At 60.7% G+C, this 14,413-nt stretch carries 16 protein-coding genes; 10 read left to right on the top strand and 6 right to left on the bottom strand.

The window, feature by feature from the left end:
- On the bottom strand, positions 1 to 682 hold a 682-nt coding region (locus Q4Q11_RS26990; protein ID WP_498571387.1), incomplete at its 3' end, for an extracellular solute-binding protein.
- A gap of 118 nt (positions 683 to 800) precedes the next feature.
- Complete coding sequence (locus tag Q4Q11_RS26995; protein WP_113216381.1) at positions 801 to 1,685, bottom strand: LysR family transcriptional regulator; 885 nt, start codon at positions 1,683 to 1,685, stop codon at positions 801 to 803.
- A gap of 99 nt (positions 1,686 to 1,784) precedes the next feature.
- Here Q4Q11_RS26995 and Q4Q11_RS27000 point away from each other — a divergent pair, with 99 nt between their 5' ends.
- On the top strand, positions 1,785 to 2,192 hold the full coding sequence (locus tag Q4Q11_RS27000; RefSeq protein WP_113216380.1) for a CidA/LrgA family protein: 408 nt from the start codon (positions 1,785 to 1,787) through the stop codon (positions 2,190 to 2,192).
- A complete protein-coding gene (locus Q4Q11_RS27005) occupies positions 2,179 to 2,883 on the top strand; it encodes an LrgB family protein (RefSeq protein WP_498571388.1) in 705 nt (234 codons plus the stop codon). The genes Q4Q11_RS27000 and Q4Q11_RS27005 overlap by 14 nt, the downstream gene beginning before the upstream one ends.
- Positions 2,884 to 2,940: 57 nt before the next feature.
- On the opposite strand, the gene Q4Q11_RS27010 is transcribed toward Q4Q11_RS27005, so the two are convergent.
- Positions 2,941 to 4,278: an MFS transporter gene (locus Q4Q11_RS27010; protein ID WP_498571389.1), complete on the bottom strand. Its 1,338-nt coding sequence runs from the start codon at positions 4,276 to 4,278 to the stop codon at positions 2,941 to 2,943.
- Between the two features lie 392 nt (positions 4,279 to 4,670).
- Between Q4Q11_RS27010 and cyoA the strand changes: the two genes are divergently transcribed.
- The 5 genes from cyoA (at position 4,671) to Q4Q11_RS27035 (ending at position 9,926) form a co-directional block, all read left to right on the top strand.
- The gene (gene cyoA / locus Q4Q11_RS27015; RefSeq protein WP_113216378.1) at positions 4,671 to 5,789 is read left to right on the top strand and encodes a ubiquinol oxidase subunit II; all 1,119 of its coding nucleotides are present in this window, start codon (positions 4,671 to 4,673) and stop codon (positions 5,787 to 5,789) included.
- A 47-nt stretch (positions 5,790 to 5,836) separates the two neighbouring features.
- Positions 5,837 to 7,840, top strand: a complete 2,004-nt coding sequence (cyoB, locus tag Q4Q11_RS27020; RefSeq protein WP_498571390.1) for a cytochrome o ubiquinol oxidase subunit I — start codon at positions 5,837 to 5,839, stop codon at positions 7,838 to 7,840.
- Positions 7,841 to 7,845: 5 nt separating this feature from the next.
- Positions 7,846 to 8,475, top strand: coding sequence for a cytochrome o ubiquinol oxidase subunit III (cyoC, locus tag Q4Q11_RS27025; RefSeq protein ID WP_498571391.1), 630 nt, complete (start codon positions 7,846 to 7,848; stop codon positions 8,473 to 8,475).
- Positions 8,472 to 8,876, top strand: a complete 405-nt coding sequence (cyoD, locus tag Q4Q11_RS27030; RefSeq protein WP_498571392.1) for a cytochrome o ubiquinol oxidase subunit IV — start codon at positions 8,472 to 8,474, stop codon at positions 8,874 to 8,876. Before cyoC ends, cyoD begins: the two co-directional genes overlap by 4 nt.
- A 285-nt stretch (positions 8,877 to 9,161) precedes the next feature.
- On the top strand, positions 9,162 to 9,926 hold the full coding sequence (locus Q4Q11_RS27035; protein WP_498571393.1) for an SURF1 family protein: 765 nt from the start codon (positions 9,162 to 9,164) through the stop codon (positions 9,924 to 9,926).
- A 41-nt stretch (positions 9,927 to 9,967) separates the two neighbouring features.
- Here Q4Q11_RS27035 and Q4Q11_RS27040 read toward each other — a convergent pair whose 3' ends face one another.
- Entirely contained in the window at positions 9,968 to 10,534 is a 567-nt protein-coding gene (locus Q4Q11_RS27040) for a histidine phosphatase family protein (RefSeq protein ID WP_498571394.1), read from the bottom strand.
- Between the two features lie 243 nt (positions 10,535 to 10,777).
- Between Q4Q11_RS27040 and Q4Q11_RS27045 the strand changes: the two genes are divergently transcribed.
- Together Q4Q11_RS27045 and Q4Q11_RS27050 are read left to right on the top strand one after the other, a co-directional pair.
- Positions 10,778 to 10,987, top strand: coding sequence for a CbtB domain-containing protein (locus Q4Q11_RS27045; protein WP_113223904.1), 210 nt, complete (start codon positions 10,778 to 10,780; stop codon positions 10,985 to 10,987).
- A gap of 12 nt (positions 10,988 to 10,999) precedes the next feature.
- Positions 11,000 to 11,740: a CbtA family protein gene (locus Q4Q11_RS27050; RefSeq protein WP_498571395.1), complete on the top strand. Its 741-nt coding sequence runs from the start codon at positions 11,000 to 11,002 to the stop codon at positions 11,738 to 11,740.
- Between the two features lie 219 nt (positions 11,741 to 11,959).
- On the opposite strand, the gene Q4Q11_RS27055 is transcribed toward Q4Q11_RS27050, so the two are convergent.
- Positions 11,960 to 12,268: a GCG_CRPN prefix-to-repeats domain-containing protein gene (locus Q4Q11_RS27055; protein WP_112512363.1), complete on the bottom strand. Its 309-nt coding sequence runs from the start codon at positions 12,266 to 12,268 to the stop codon at positions 11,960 to 11,962.
- A gap of 239 nt (positions 12,269 to 12,507) precedes the next feature.
- Between Q4Q11_RS27055 and Q4Q11_RS27060 the strand changes: the two genes are divergently transcribed.
- Positions 12,508 to 14,115 (top strand): inorganic phosphate transporter, encoded by a 1,608-nt coding sequence (locus tag Q4Q11_RS27060; RefSeq protein WP_112512362.1) that lies wholly within the window; start codon positions 12,508 to 12,510, stop codon positions 14,113 to 14,115.
- A gap of 150 nt (positions 14,116 to 14,265) precedes the next feature.
- Here the strand turns inward: Q4Q11_RS27060 and Q4Q11_RS27065 are convergent.
- A partial coding sequence (locus tag Q4Q11_RS27065; RefSeq protein WP_498571396.1) for a MucR family transcriptional regulator occupies positions 14,266 to 14,413 on the bottom strand: 148 nt, incomplete at its 5' end.

Below are 14,413 nucleotides of genomic sequence, written 5' to 3' on the forward strand. Positions count from 1 at the left end.
CGAACCAATAATAGTGATAGATCACAGCGCCTTCGACCTCGCCGGCATTGACGGCCTTCATGGCGACACTGTTGCCCTTGTAGAAGCTGGCATTTTGCTTCATCGCCTTCAGCCAGGCGCGGGTGGCATCCTCGCCCTTCAGCTCAAGCAGCGCGCTGACGATCGCCTGGAAGTCGGCGCCGGCCGGCGAAGCGCCCCAACGGCCCTTCCACTTGGGATCGGCGAGATCGAGCAGCGATTTCGGCAGATCGGCTTCCTTCAGCTTGGTTTTGTCATAGGCGAAAACCGTGGAGCGCGCCGCGACGCCGACCCAGTTGCCATCGGCCGCCTTGAAGGTTTCCGGCACCTGCGCAAGCGTATCGGCATTGACCGAGGCGAAGAGCTTGTTGGCATCGACCAGCGCCATGCCCGGCGAGTTTTCCGTCAGATAAACGTCCGCCGGGGAGGCCGCGCCTTCCTGGACGATCTGGTTGGCAAACTGCATGTCGCTGCCGTTGCGGATCGTGACCTTGATGCCGGTTTCCTTGGTGAAGCCATCCGCCCATGCCTGCGTCAGTGCCTCGTGCTGGGCGTTATAGACGACGATGCCTTCGGATTCGGCGGCATTCGCTACCATCGGAGCGATCGCAAGACCTGCGGCAAGCACCAGCGCGCTGGTGAGATGAGTAAAGGAAAAAGTCATAAGCCCTCTCGCTTGAAAGTCACCGCCTGAGGCGGCCTTGGGATAGGCTATATTTTTCCTGAGAATTTTTTTCAAGTTTACACGGGCGCTTTATCATCAAAAAAGTTTGAAATATAAGTCAAGATTTCATCGCTATCTCTGCAGCGAGATCGATCCAGGCTTTGCCGGCATGCGAGAGATAGCCGCCCCGCCGCCATATCCACGCCATGTGCCACGCCATTTCCGGCTCGACGACGAGCGCGTGGCTGACGCCGGGACGCTGCCGCTGCTCGGCGATCAACCGCGGCAGGAAACCCACGCCGAGCCCGGCTGCGACAAGCTCGACGATAAAATTGATCTGGCTCGAGCGTGCGGCGATATCGGGCGCGAAGCCGGCGTTGCGGCAGGCATCGAGAATAATGCCATTGAGGGCAAAGCCGGCTTCAAACAAGATAAAGGAATTGCCCTGCAGCGCCGCGAGCGGTACCGCCGCACGCCCGGCGAGAGGATGCGCGGCGGGCAGCAGCACATGCATCGGCTCGCAGCGTACGCTCTGCCACTCGAATATGTCGCGCGTCGGCAGGAGCGAGGCGCCGAGATCGACTTCGCCGGAAAGAACCATTTCCTCCAGGCGCATGGATCCCTGCTCCGCCAGCTTGATCTCGATCCCCGGATAGCGATTGCGGAAGACGGCAAACATCGGCGCAAACAGCGCATCGTTGCCGATCGGCGGCAGGCCGAGACGCAGCGTGCCACGGGCAAGGCCACGCAGTTCGGCGAGTTCGGCAAGCAGATCGTCTCGCGCGGCAAGCATTGCCACGGCCCGGCGATACACCACCTCGCCTGCATCGGTCAGGGTCGCGCTGTGACCAATGCGATTGAGCAGCGCCAGACCGAGCTCATCCTCGAGCTGGCGCACGGCCTTGCTGACGGCGGACTGGGTCGTGAATACCACCTTCGCAGCCTCCGAAAATCCGCCCTGGCGCACCACCTCGACAAATGCCCTTAAAGTTCGAAGTTCCATAGCTATTCCTTTTGGGACTGGATTTGATGAAATCAATTCATTTTATTCATGCTGGCACAAGGTTTATCTTTAGGACATCGAATTTTCCCGAGTTTCTCCATGCGCATCGATCTGCAAAACCATCCGAGAGTGAGCCGTTTGGCTCAGATCCTGCTGCTGCTCGCCTTCTGGCAAGCGGGCGAGGCCATCGTAGGCCTGACGCACCTGCCGATACCCGGCGCCATCGCCGGCATGCTGCTGGTGTTCGCGCTGCTTGCCAGCGGCAGGATCGGCATGGCGAGCATGAAACGTGGTGCGGAGTGGTTCCTCGGCGAGATGCTGCTGTTCTTCGTGCCGGCGGTGCTGGCCGTGCTCGATCATGGCGAATTCATCGGTATCGTCGGGCTGAAGGTGCTCATAGTGATCTCCGCCGGCACGGTCATGGTCATGAGCGTGACCGCCATTGCGATCGATATCGGCTGCCGCCTCATGATGCGCCACGGAGCCTCCCGCCATGTCCGCCATTGAAACCGCCGCATCCGGCCTGTTCTGGCCGCTGGCGACGATCGGTCTCTACTATGTTTCCAAGACGCTCCACCGGCGCTGGCCTTCGCTCTGGCTGTCGCCGCTGGTGGTGGCGCCTGCAGCCCTGATCGCCATCGCACTCGTACTGCACGCAGATTATCAGGACTACATGCACGACAGCCGATGGCTGCTGGCCCTGCTCGGGCCGGCGACCGTCGCCTTTGCCGTGCCGATCTACGAGCAGCGGGGTCTCATCAAGCGCTACTGGCCCGTTCTCCTGTTCGGCATAACCGTCGGCAGCACCACGGCCATGGTGTCTGCGTGGGGACTCGCCAGCCTTCTCGGCCTCGATGAGAGCGTGCGGCTCAGTCTGATGCCGCGCTCGATCAGCACGCCTTTTGCCATGGTGGTGTCGGATGATATCGGTGGCGTGCCCAATCTGACCGCCGTCTTTGTCGTCGTCACCGGCCTGTTCGGCGCCGTTGTCGGACAAATCTTGCTGCGGCTGCTGCCATTGAAATCGGGCATGGCGCGCGGCGCGCTCTACGGCATGGGCGCGCACGGCATCGGCGTCGCCAAGGCGCATGAGATCGGCCGTGAGGAAGGATCGATCGCCGGTCTCGTCATGGTGCTGGTGGGGCTGACGAACGTGCTGGCGGCACCGCTGGTCGCATGGCTTATGCATGCAGCCTGACCAAAAAAAGCCGCGGCACTTCCATGCCGCGGCCCTCCTTCAGTTCGATGGTCCGTCTCAGTTGTCGCGCGTTTCCAGCGTCTTGCTGAAGAAGATGGCGACCAGCGTGCAGACGACGCCCGACAGCAGATAGAGGCTGGTGTAGACGAGGCCGAACTGGCTGGAGAGGGCGAGCGCCACGAAAGGCGCGAAGCCGGCACCGATCAGCCAGGACAAATCGGATACGAGAGCCGAACCGCTGTAGCGATAGTTGCGGGTGAAGCGCGAGGCGCTGGCGCCGGCTGCCTGTCCGAAGGAAAGGCCGAGCAGCGTAAAGCCGAGAACCACATAGACATGACGGCCGGTCGCCCCGCCATCGAGCAGCCAGGGAGCCACGAAGGCGAAGCAGGCGATCAGCACGGCGCCGATGGCCAGTTGATTGCGGCGGCCGATCCGGTCGGCCAGCATACCTGAACAGATGATGGCGAGGATGCCGCAGATCGCGCCGAGGAACTCCATCAGCAGGAACGAGCCGGGGGTCTGCTCGCTGTAGAGCGTGACCCAGCCGAGCGGGAAGACCGTGACCAGATGGAAGGTCGCAAAGCTTGCAAGCGGCACGAAGGCGCCGATCAGGACGTCCCGGCCATGGACGCGCAGCAGTTGCGTCATCTTCACAGGCTCTAGCTCATGGCGGTCCAGCAGGGTGCCAAATTCTTCGGTCGCAACCAGGCGCAGGCGGGCGAAGAGCGCAACGACATTGACCGCGAAGGCGCAGAAGAACGGGTAGCGCCAGCCCCAATCAATGAAGTCCGCCGTCGTGAGGCTCGTGACGAAATAGGCAAACAGCGCGCTTGCCAGCATGAAGCCGATCGGCGCGCCGAGCTGCGGGATCATCGCATACCAGCCGCGGTGATTGGTCGGTGCATTGAGCGCAAGAAGCGAGGCGAGGCCGTCCCAGGCGCCGCCGAGCGCGAGACCCTGGCCGATGCGGAAGATGGCAAGCAGGACGATCGCGTAGACGCCGACTTCCGAATAACCGGGCAGGAAGCTCATCGCCGCCGTCGAGCCGCCGAGCAGGAACAGCGCGACCGTCAGCTTGACGCCACGTCCATATCTGCGGTCGACCGCCATGAAGATGAACGAGCCGATCGGGCGGGCGATAAAGGCCAGCGCGAAGACCAGGAAGGAAAGCATCGTGCCATGCAGCGGGTCGGCGAAGGGGAAGATGAGCTTCGGGAAGACCAATACGGATGCAATGGCATAGACGAAGAAATCGAAGAACTCGGACGTGCGACCGATGATCACGCCGATGGCGATGTTGCCGGGGGCGACGGAGCCGTTCGCATGCATGCTGCGGGCATCGCTCTCCAGAGTTGAAGACTTGGGATTCAGTGATTCATGCGTAACGCTGACCATGCGCGGGAGCCTCCCTCTCCGGGCACGAATTCCTCCACGAATTCGTGCATAATGAAAATGTCGATCAAACGTGCGAACATATCAAGTATCCAGCATGAAATAATTCGCAAATTGGCAATCGGTCGAGATATTGTCCGCCATTGGTGCCGCATTCGGGACGAAGAACAACCGCCGGTGATAGCCATTTGTTCCGATCCAGGTATATTAGCGCCGGCGAAAGCGAATTGCTTGATAGAAAACCTTCTAGATTTTCGAGGGTTTTCCCGATAGGTGGGACAGCATTCCATACCGCAATGCACTCAAGCTTGCTGCGGTGCGACGAAACACCTCATATCGTTCATGACCGCCGTCCTTTAGTCGCGGTAGGGTCGAAACAAGAAGAGCTTTAAGACGTGCCAAGACTATTGAAGATTTTCAGCCGTTTATCCATCATCCCTTTGTTTTTGCTGCTATCAGGCTGCAATCTGGTGGTGATGGCCCCTTCCGGCGATATCGCCATGCAGCAGCGAGACCTCATCATCGTCTCGGTGGTGCTGATGCTGATCATCATCATCCCGGTGATCTTGCTGACGCTGTTCTTCGCCTGGAAATACCGTCAGTCGAACACGCAAGCGACCTACGAGCCGGATTGGCATCATTCGACACGTCTGGAGCTGGTCATCTGGTCCGCTCCGCTTGCCATCATCATCGCGCTCGGTGCGGTGACCTGGATCAGCACCCATCAGCTCGACCCCTATCGGCCGCTCGACCGCATCGCCGCCGACAAGCCGCTCAGTGCCGACGTGAAGCCGCTGACGGTCGAAGTGGTCGCGCTCGACTGGAAATGGCTGTTCTTCTATCCGGAATACGGCATCGCCACCGTCAATGAGATGGCAGCTCCCGTCGATCGCCCGATCAACTTCAAGATCACGGCCTCCTCGGTGATGAACTCCTTCTTCATCCCGGCGCTGGCAGGCCAGATCTACGCCATGCCGGGCATGGAGACCAAACTGCACGCCGTCATCAACCATCCCGGCGAATTCCAGGGCCTGTCGGCCAACTATAGCGGCGCCGGCTTCTCGAACATGCGCTTCAAGTTCCACGGTTTGGATCAGGCCGGTTTCGACCAATGGGTCCAGAAGGCAAAGAGCCAGGGCACGGCTCTCGGCCGCCAGGAATACATGGCGCTCGCCAAGCCGAGCGAACGCGAGCCGGTGCGCTATTTCAACGCCGTCGACGACGGGCTCTATAACGCCATCCTCAACATGTGCGCCGATCCGAGCAAGATGTGCATGAGCGAGATGATGCATATCGACGCCAAGGGCGGCGCCGGCAAGGAAAGCCACGAAAACCGCGAGCGCCTGATCTACGACAACCGCGAAGGCGCCTCGGCCGAGGTCACGCCCGTCAAGGCTGAAGGGAATGCTACCCATACCATGCAGCATGGAGACAACTCCATGCCGGGCATGGACATGGGCAACGGCTCTTCTTCCGATTCGCCGACCGGTTCGGCGCAGCATCAGGGTCATTGATCCGGTGCGCTCAATAACAAGACATTCATAAGGGACAGAGGCAATCCATGTTTTCCAACCCGGACCTCTATAAATTCATCTTCGGTCGGCTGACGCTCGATTCCATTCCATATCACGAACCGATCCTCGTCGTGACCTTCATCGGCGTCGCCGTCGGCGGTATCGCCCTTCTTGGCCTGCTGACCTATTTCCGCCTCTGGGGTTATCTCTGGAAGGAATGGTTCACCAGCATCGATCACAAGAAGATCGGCATCATGTACGTCGTGCTGGCGCTGATCATGCTGCTGCGCGGCTTTTCCGATGCGCTGCTGATGCGCCTGCAGCAGGCCATCGCCTTCAACGGTTCCGAAGGTTATCTGCCGCCGCATCACTACGACCAGATCTTCACCGCCCACGGCGTCATCATGATCTTCTTCGTGGCGATGCCCTTCGTCACCGGCCTGATGAACCTCGTCGTGCCGCTGCAGATCGGCGCGCGCGACGTGTCCTTCCCGTTCCTCAACAACTTCTCCTTCTGGATGACGACGGCAGGCGCGATCGTCATCATGATCTCGCTCTTCATCGGCGAATTCGCCAAGACCGGCTGGCTGGCCTATCCGCCGCTTTCCGGCATCGCCTACAGTCCCGATGTCGGCGTCGATTATTATATCTGGGGCCTGCAGGTCGCGGGTATCGGAACGACGCTTTCGGGCATCAACCTGATCGCCACCATCGTCAAGATGCGCGCGCCGGGCATGACCTTCATGAAGATGCCGGTCTTCACCTGGACCTCGCTCTGCACCAACATCCTGATCGTTGCATCCTTCCCGATCCTGACCGCCACGCTCGCCCTGCTGACGCTCGACCGCTATGCCGGCACGAACTTCTTCACGAATGACCTCGGCGGCAATCCGATGATGTATGTCAACCTCATCTGGATCTGGGGCCACCCGGAAGTCTACATCCTGATCCTGCCGGCCTTCGGCGTCTTCTCGGAAGTCGTCGCCACCTTCTGCGGCAAGCGCCTCTTCGGCTACGCCTCGATGGTCTACGCCACCTGCGTGATCATGATCCTCTCCTACCTCGTCTGGCTGCACCATTTCTTCACCATGGGCTCGGGCGCCAGCGTCAATTCCTTCTTCGGCATCACGACGATGATCATCTCGATCCCGACGGGTGCGAAGCTCTTCAACTGGCTGTTCACGATGTATCACGGCCGCATCCGCTACGAGCCGCCGATGCTGTGGACCGTCGGCTTCATGGTGACCTTCACCATCGGCGGCATGACCGGGGTCATGCTGGCTGTTCCGCCGGCCGACTTCGTGCTGCACAACTCGCTGTTCCTGATCGCCCACTTCCATAACGTGATCATCGGCGGCGTGCTCTTCGGCATGTTCGCAGGCGTCAACTACTGGTTCCCGAAGGCCTTCGGCTTCAAGCTCGATCCTTTCTGGGGCAAGATGAGCTTCTGGTTCTGGCAGATCGGCTTCTGGTTCGCCTTCATGCCGCTCTACATCCTCGGCCTGATGGGCGTCACCCGCCGCGTCAGCCAGTTCGACGATCCGTCGCTGCAGATCTGGTTCATCATCGCAGCCTTCGGCGCCGGCCTCATCGCCATCGGCATCGCCTGCTTCCTCATCCAGCTCGCCGTCAGCTTCATGAAGCGCGAAGAGCTTCGCGATCACACGGGCGACCCCTGGGGCGGCCGCACGCTGGAATGGTCCACCTCTTCGCCGCCGCCGGCCTACAACTTCGCCTTCACGCCGATCGTCTACGGTCACGACGCCTGGTGGGACATGAAGAACCGCGGCTACGTCAGGCCGACCGAAGGCTTCATCCCGATCCACATGCCGAAGAATACCGGCACCGGCATCATCCTCGGCGTTCTCTCCATCGGCTTCGCATTCGGCATGATCTGGTACATGTGGTGGCTTGCCGCCATCACCTTCGTCGCGATGATCGCCGTCACAATCGGCCATACCTTCAACTACAAGCGCGACTACCACATCCCCGCCGACGAGGTCGTCAAGACCGAGAACGAGCGTACGAAGCAGCTCGCAGGACAGGTGTAAGACTTATGACCACCCAAACCGCACACGCTCCCAAGGATGGCGAAACGCCCGCCTTCTACATGACGGAAGAGCACCATCCGGAAGGCAGCACCATGCTGGGCTTCTGGATCTACATCATGAGCGACTGCCTGATCTTCGCAGTCCTCTTCGCCACCTTCGCCGTACTCGGCCACAGCTATGCGGCCGGTCCGTCTCCGGCCGACCTCTTCGAGCTGCCGCTCGTCGCCGTCAACACGGCGATGCTGCTCCTCTCCTCCATCACCTACGGCTTCGCCATGCTGGCGATGGAGAAGAACAATAAGTCGGGCACGCTGATCTGGCTGACGATCACCGGCATCTTCGGCGCCCTCTTCATCTTCTTCGAACTTTACGAGTTCTACCACCTGATCCTCGACGGCGCCGGCCCGCAGCGCAGCGCCTTCCTCTCGGCCTTCTTCACGCTGGTCGGCACGCACGGTCTGCACGTCACCACCGGTATCGTCTGGCTGATCACGCTGATGGTGCAGGTCGGCCGGTATGGCCTGATCGCGGAGAACAAGCGCCGCCTGATGTGCCTTTCGATGTTCTGGCACTTCCTCGACGTCGTCTGGATCGGCGTGTTTTCCCTCGTCTATCTCATGGGAGTTCTCGGATGAGCTCGAACGTAGACCATTCTCATCATTCCGGCGACGCCCACGGCCATGACCACCATGGCGGTCACGAGGCGTCCCACGGCACTTTCAAGAGCTACATGACGGGGTTCATCCTCTCCGTCATCCTGACCGCCATCCCCTTCTGGCTGGTCATGGGCAAGGTTTTCGCCGATCCGGCCATCACCGGAGCGATCGTCATGATCCTCGGCGTGATCCAGATCGTCGTGCACATGATCTACTTCCTGCACATGAACACCCGCTCGGAAGGCGGCTGGAACATGATGGCGCTGATCTTCACGATCGTGATCGTCATCATCGCGCTGTCGGGTTCGCTCTGGGTCATGCATCACCTCAACGCGAACATGATGCCCATGTCGCCCGAGATGATGCGCAACATGCCGTAAGACCGAGCGGCGGGCCTTCAGGCCCGCCCTCTTTCCGGCCCAAAATATCAGCCGGATGCTGCGCGGCGCATCCTTGAGATCGCTCCAGAATATCCGCCTTTCTTCGAATCGCGAAAACGCTCTATCCTTTTGTCTTTACGCAATTCCGGACGGGAAACCGCCGCGCACTTTCCCTGGAATTGCTCTAAGTCGCAGGCGATTTTTCAAGACTACGCGTGATCTTCAGCGAAGAGAAACTAAGATCTCCCGAAATCATGCGGCAGCGCGTCCCCGGAGACCAGCGCCATGACCGACACTTCCTCGAATACATCCCCAGGCAAGCCGCGTTCGACGTTTGCTCTTGCGATCTGGGTGTTCCTGCTTCTGCTGCTCACCGCTCTCCTGATCGGGCTCGGTACATGGCAGGTGCAACGGCTGCATTGGAAGCTCGATCTCATCGCCAGGGTCGATGCGCGCGTGCATGCACCCGCGGTTGCTGCACCCGACCGGTCGCAATGGGCCGATATCAACGCCGAAAACTCCGAATACAAGCATGTACAGGTGAGCGGGACCTTCCTCAACGACAAGGAAACGCAGATCTATGCCTCGACCGCACTCGGCGCGGGCTATTGGGTGCTGACACCGCTGAAGCTCGCGGACGGCACGATCGTTATCATCAACCGTGGCTTTGTGCCTACGGAAATGCGCAATCCGGCGACGCGGCCCGAGAGCTGGACCGGCACGGATACCACCGTCACCGGCCTGTTGCGGATCAGCGAGCCCAAGGGCACGCTGCTGCGCTCCAATGTACCGGCGGAAGAGCGCTGGTATTCGCGCGACGTAGCGGCCATTGCTGCGGCTCGCGGCCTGCAGAATGTCGCTCCCTATTTCATCGATGCCGACGATACGAAGAACCCCGGCGGCCTGCCTGTGGGCGGGCTGACGCAGATTACCTTCCACAACAGCCATCTCGTCTACGCCATCACCTGGTATGGATTGGCCGCGATGACGCTCGGCCTGGCCGTCTACCTCGTCTATTTCGAACGACGGCGGGCGAAGGCGATCCGCTGATCGCCAAGGCATTTCCGCTTGCCGCTTTTGCGGGAACGGTCCTATGCCGGCTTCGCTGGGAAGCGAAGTTGCCAGCGTCGGCCGTCGCTGGTCATCTCGACGATTCCAAGCGGCTCGACGTCGATCGACCAGAATGCTGCGGCCGGCGCATGCAGAGCCTGCAGAACGGCGGCGCGAATGACGCTCGCATGGGTGATGACGGCGACGTGGCCGGCATCCTCGATATGGTTTCCCATCCACTCGCCGACGCGCTTCACGACCGCCGTCAGGGTTTCGCCGCCATGCGGCGCCACCGACGTATCCGTCATCCATAGCGACAGCGACGCCGCATCCCTCTCATGCAGTTCGGCAAGCGATTGCCCTCGCCAGCCGCCATAGTCGCATTCGCGCAAGGCAATATCCGGAATGGCATCGAGACCGAGGGCTGCGGCTGTTTGGCGCGCGCGCAAGGCCGGACTGCTCCATGCATGATCGATCGACCCGGGCTCGAACGACAGCGCCTGAGCCTGCTGCTCCGCCTTGACCTCCAGAGGCTCTTCGTCCGGGAAGCAGCCCTTTCGATTGGCCTGCGTCGCCCCATGGCAAATCCAGCTCAGACGCGTTTTCATGAGACTGTTCCAGCTCCATCCCCTACCGCGCTCTTGTCGCGATTTCGCATCGCTTTGGCGCTTGATTGACAATTATATTTGCAAACAATTATAAACTTGCACTTGCGGGTGTGGAAGCCGGTGGAATCCCGGCGCGGTCGCGCCACTGTAATCGATGACGGAAACTTCGCCCTCGAGAGCCAGACCCTTCCCGCAAGAACCCTTCCGCAAATGGAACGCGCTTTTCTTGAAGAGGGAAATACAATGTCCGACACCACTTTCGCTCCATCCGCAGTTCCGCAGCCGATTCCGCTCGGCCAAATCCTGCCCTGGGCCATTTTCGCAGGCCTGCTGATGCTGATTGCGATCTATTTCATCGGCGCCGAGGAAGGCGCAACCTCACTGATATCAGGCAGCTATGTGCACGAATTCGTGCATGATGCCCGTCACCTTCTCGGCTTCCCCTGCCACTAAGGGGTCAAGCACATGGTTGGACGTCTTTTGCTCCGCGGTATGATCGTCGGGGCTCTTGCCGGTATTCTCGTTTTTGCTTTCGCCCGCATCTTCGGCGAACCGCTGGTCGATTGGGCCATCGGCTTTGGGGAAAGGGCAGCGCAGGCGGCCGGCGAAGCGACGGAGCCGGAAATCGTCAGCCGCACCACCCAGGCGGGCCTCGGCCTTTTCATCGGCAGCGTGATCTTTTCGACCGCAATAGGCGGATTGTTCGCGCTGGTCTTTTCCCTGGTCTACGGACGTATCAGTTCTTTCGGTGCGCGCGGCACCGCTGCTCTGCTTGCCATCGCTGCCTTCGTGACGATCTCGCTCGTGCCCGACATCAAGTATCCTGCAAATCCGCCGGCCGTCGGCAATCCAGAGACGATCGGCGCGAGAACCGAGCTGTTCTTCATCATGATCGTCGCTTCCACTGCCGGCATGATCGTTGCCATCGGCTTCGGCCGCCGGCTGACGGCACGATATGGCTCCTGGAACGGCGCGATCATTGCCGGCATCGGCTATATCGCCTTCATTGCGCTGATCCAATATCTGCTTCCGCCGATCGACGAAGTGCCGGAACAGTTCTCGGCCGTCGTGCTCTGGCGCTTCCGCATTGCCTCGCTCGGTATGCATGCCATTCTCTGGGCTGCGCTGGGGTTGGCTTTCGGCGCCTGGGCGGAACGGCAGTTGGCGCTGGTGCACTCCGGCAACGTGACCGCGCGCCGGGCCTGATGTGACACGCCGCCTGCATCCTGCGTGCAAGGCGGGCGATGAAGAGCGAAAAAGCGCGCTGGTCGTTCTCGCGGAATTATGGCTTGCGGCACGTGCATTGCGTCCCGAAAGCCATCGCTCCAGCGCCGCGCGTCGCATGTGACGCGCAAAGGTCGCTGCAACACGCTGAACCATGCAGCAAGCAAAACACCGTCGCGCAGTGCGGCGGTGTTTCGGATCTTACCAATAGCGCGGGCGATCGCGCCAGCGGTCATCACCCCAGCCATCACGGTGATGGCGATGGCCATGCCAGCCCCATGGCGGCGGCGGTGGCGGCCTGTAATAACCCCAACGCCGCGGCGGCGGACCCCAGCGATTCGGACGGCATTCACCCCAACGCGTCAGGTGCCAGCCGCGACCGCAGGCATAGTCAATTTTCACGATCGGCACTGAGGCCGTTGTCCCAACGGCCGGGACAGGCATTGCCTCTGCCGAAGATACAACCAGGCTGCCGAACAAGGCAGCGATAGCAATCACGGACGATCTCATTTTGATGGCCCTTTATCCAGGTTCCTTACATGCGAGATTTAACCCCCGAGGCGATGAACGCCGGCTGAACCGAAAAAGGCCTTTTGGCGGCAAAATTGCGATAGGCTCAAGCCGATAGTCACGCGGAAAAAGCTTGTCGTTGTCAACATTTGCGGGCATTCGCAACTTACTCGCGCGTCACGAGAGTTTCATGAAGGAGGCTTACACCAGCAATATCAATTGCCATAAAGGAGTTTGGGATGGTCGACCTCGCCTCAAGTACTTCGGAGGGTGGCAATGCCAGCCATCCAATTCACGGCGCAAGCAGCTCGGCAAAATGGTTTCTGCCGATCTTCGGCGTCGTCGTGCTGGCCGGTCTCGTCTATGTCGGCTATGCCCTCGGCAGCGATCTTGCCGAGGCCGCCGCTGTTCCGTGGATCCTGCTCGGCCTTGCGCTGCTGATCGCGCTCGGATTCGAATTCGTCAACGGCTTCCATGACACGGCCAATGCCGTTGCCACCGTCATCTACACCCGCTCGCTGCCTGCTGAATTCGCGGTCATCTGGTCGGGCTTCTTCAACTTCCTCGGCGTCCTGACCTCGTCCGGTGCCGTCGCCTTCGGCATCCTGGCGCTGCTGCCGGTGGAGCTGATCCTGCAGGTCGGCTCCGGCTCCGGTCTTGCGATGGTGTTCGCCCTCTTGACCGCCGCCATCATCTGGAACCTCGGCACCTGGTATCTCGGCCTGCCGGCATCGAGCTCGCACACGCTCGTCGGCTCCATCATCGGCGTCGGTCTCGCCAATCAGTTCCTGGCGCCTGCCGGCTCCGCCACCAGCGGCGTCGACTGGTCGCAGGCAAGCAACGTCGGCATGTCGCTGCTCCTGTCGCCTATCATCGGTTTCGCCATGGCGGCGATCCTGCTGCTGGTCGCCAAGGTGCTGATCCGCAACAAGGAGCTCTATGAAGCGCCGAAGGGCAATGCGCCGCCGCCGGCCTGGATCCGCGGCCTGCTGATCTTCACCTGCACCGGTGTCAGCTTCGCCCACGGGTCGAATGACGGGCAAAAGGGCATGGGTCTGATCATGCTCATCCTCATCGGTCTCGTGCCGACCGCCTTCGCCCTGAACAAGACGCCCGACGTCAACTATCTCGACGCCTACAAAGCTGCCTCTACGCAAGTCGAGACTGTGCTCGGCAAATATGTGAAGCCGGGTGTTGCCGCGCCGGCCGATCCGAAGGCCGCTGTCAGCAATGCCGTAAAGACCAAGACCTGGACGGACGCGACGACACCGGCTCTCCAAGCCTATATCCATGCCACAAGCGCCGAAATTGCCGCCTATCCCAGCGTCGAGAAGCTGCCAAACGGGCTCGTCGGCAACGTTCGTAACGATATCTACCTGATCGGTGAATCGCTGAAGCTGATCGACAAGCAGAAGCTGCTGCCGATGAGCGCCGACGATCTGAAGGCCGTGACCAGCTATCACGCCGCCGTCGACCACGCGACCAAGTTCATCCCGCTCTGGGTGAAGGTCGCCGTCGCATTGGCACTCGGCCTCGGCACCATGGTCGGCTGGAAGCGCATCGTCGTGACTGTCGGCGAGAAGATCGGCAAGACGCATCTGACCTATGGCCAGGGTGCCGCCGCCGAAGTGGTCGCAATGTTGACGATCGGTGCTGCGGACCATCTCGGCCTGCCGGTCTCGACCACGCACGTGCTATCCTCCGGCGTCGCCGGCACCATGGCGGCGAACGGCTCGGGTCTGCAGTGGTCGACCGTGCGCAATATGCTGATGGCCTGGATCCTGACGCTGCCGGCCTCGATCGCGCTGGCGTTCGGGCTGTTCATCGTGCTGCGTCAGGTGTTCTGACGGAGGCGTCATCCGACGCCCGATACCGGCTTCACAAGAGGCCAAAAAATAACGGCGCCCTGCAACGGGCGCCGTTATTCTTTGATGTTTCCGTAGCTCTTTACGCAATTCCGGACGGAAAACCGCTTGCGCACCTTTCCTGGAATTGCGCTAGCGGACGCTTTCCTTCTTGTTGCCATTGGCACCGAGGCCGGAAACCTTGGCCAGTTCAGACCGCCGGTTGGCATAATTCTGCGCAACCATCGGATAATTGGAAGCCAGCCCCCATTTCTGCCGGTACTCCTCGGGCGTCATGCCG

This window comes from Rhizobium sp. UFLA01-1127 (assembly GCF_059803845.1).

Bases quoted from the DNA above. Each gene is read 5' to 3' on its own strand.
- Q4Q11_RS27005 (WP_498571388.1), top strand. From the start codon at position 2,179: ATGTCCGCCATTGAAACCGCCGCATCCGGCCTGTTCTGGCCGCTGGCG.
- Q4Q11_RS27040 (WP_498571394.1), bottom strand. From the start codon at position 10,534: ATGAAAACGCGTCTGAGCTGGATTTGCCATGGGGCGACGCAGGCCAAT.
- Q4Q11_RS27000 (WP_113216380.1), top strand. From the start codon at position 1,785: ATGCGCATCGATCTGCAAAACCATCCGAGAGTGAGCCGTTTGGCTCAG.
- Q4Q11_RS27010 (WP_498571389.1), bottom strand. From the start codon at position 4,278: ATGGTCAGCGTTACGCATGAATCACTGAATCCCAAGTCTTCAACTCTG.
- Q4Q11_RS27050 (WP_498571395.1), top strand. From the start codon at position 11,000: ATGGTTGGACGTCTTTTGCTCCGCGGTATGATCGTCGGGGCTCTTGCC.
- cyoB (WP_498571390.1), top strand. From the start codon at position 5,837: ATGTTTTCCAACCCGGACCTCTATAAATTCATCTTCGGTCGGCTGACG.
- Q4Q11_RS27045 (WP_113223904.1), top strand. From the start codon at position 10,778: ATGTCCGACACCACTTTCGCTCCATCCGCAGTTCCGCAGCCGATTCCG.
- Q4Q11_RS27060 (WP_112512362.1), top strand. From the start codon at position 12,508: ATGGTCGACCTCGCCTCAAGTACTTCGGAGGGTGGCAATGCCAGCCAT.
- cyoD (WP_498571392.1), top strand. From the start codon at position 8,472: ATGAGCTCGAACGTAGACCATTCTCATCATTCCGGCGACGCCCACGGC.
- Q4Q11_RS27055 (WP_112512363.1), bottom strand. From the start codon at position 12,268: ATGAGATCGTCCGTGATTGCTATCGCTGCCTTGTTCGGCAGCCTGGTT.
- Q4Q11_RS27035 (WP_498571393.1), top strand. From the start codon at position 9,162: ATGACCGACACTTCCTCGAATACATCCCCAGGCAAGCCGCGTTCGACG.
- cyoC (WP_498571391.1), top strand. From the start codon at position 7,846: ATGACCACCCAAACCGCACACGCTCCCAAGGATGGCGAAACGCCCGCC.
- Q4Q11_RS26995 (WP_113216381.1), bottom strand. From the start codon at position 1,685: ATGGAACTTCGAACTTTAAGGGCATTTGTCGAGGTGGTGCGCCAGGGC.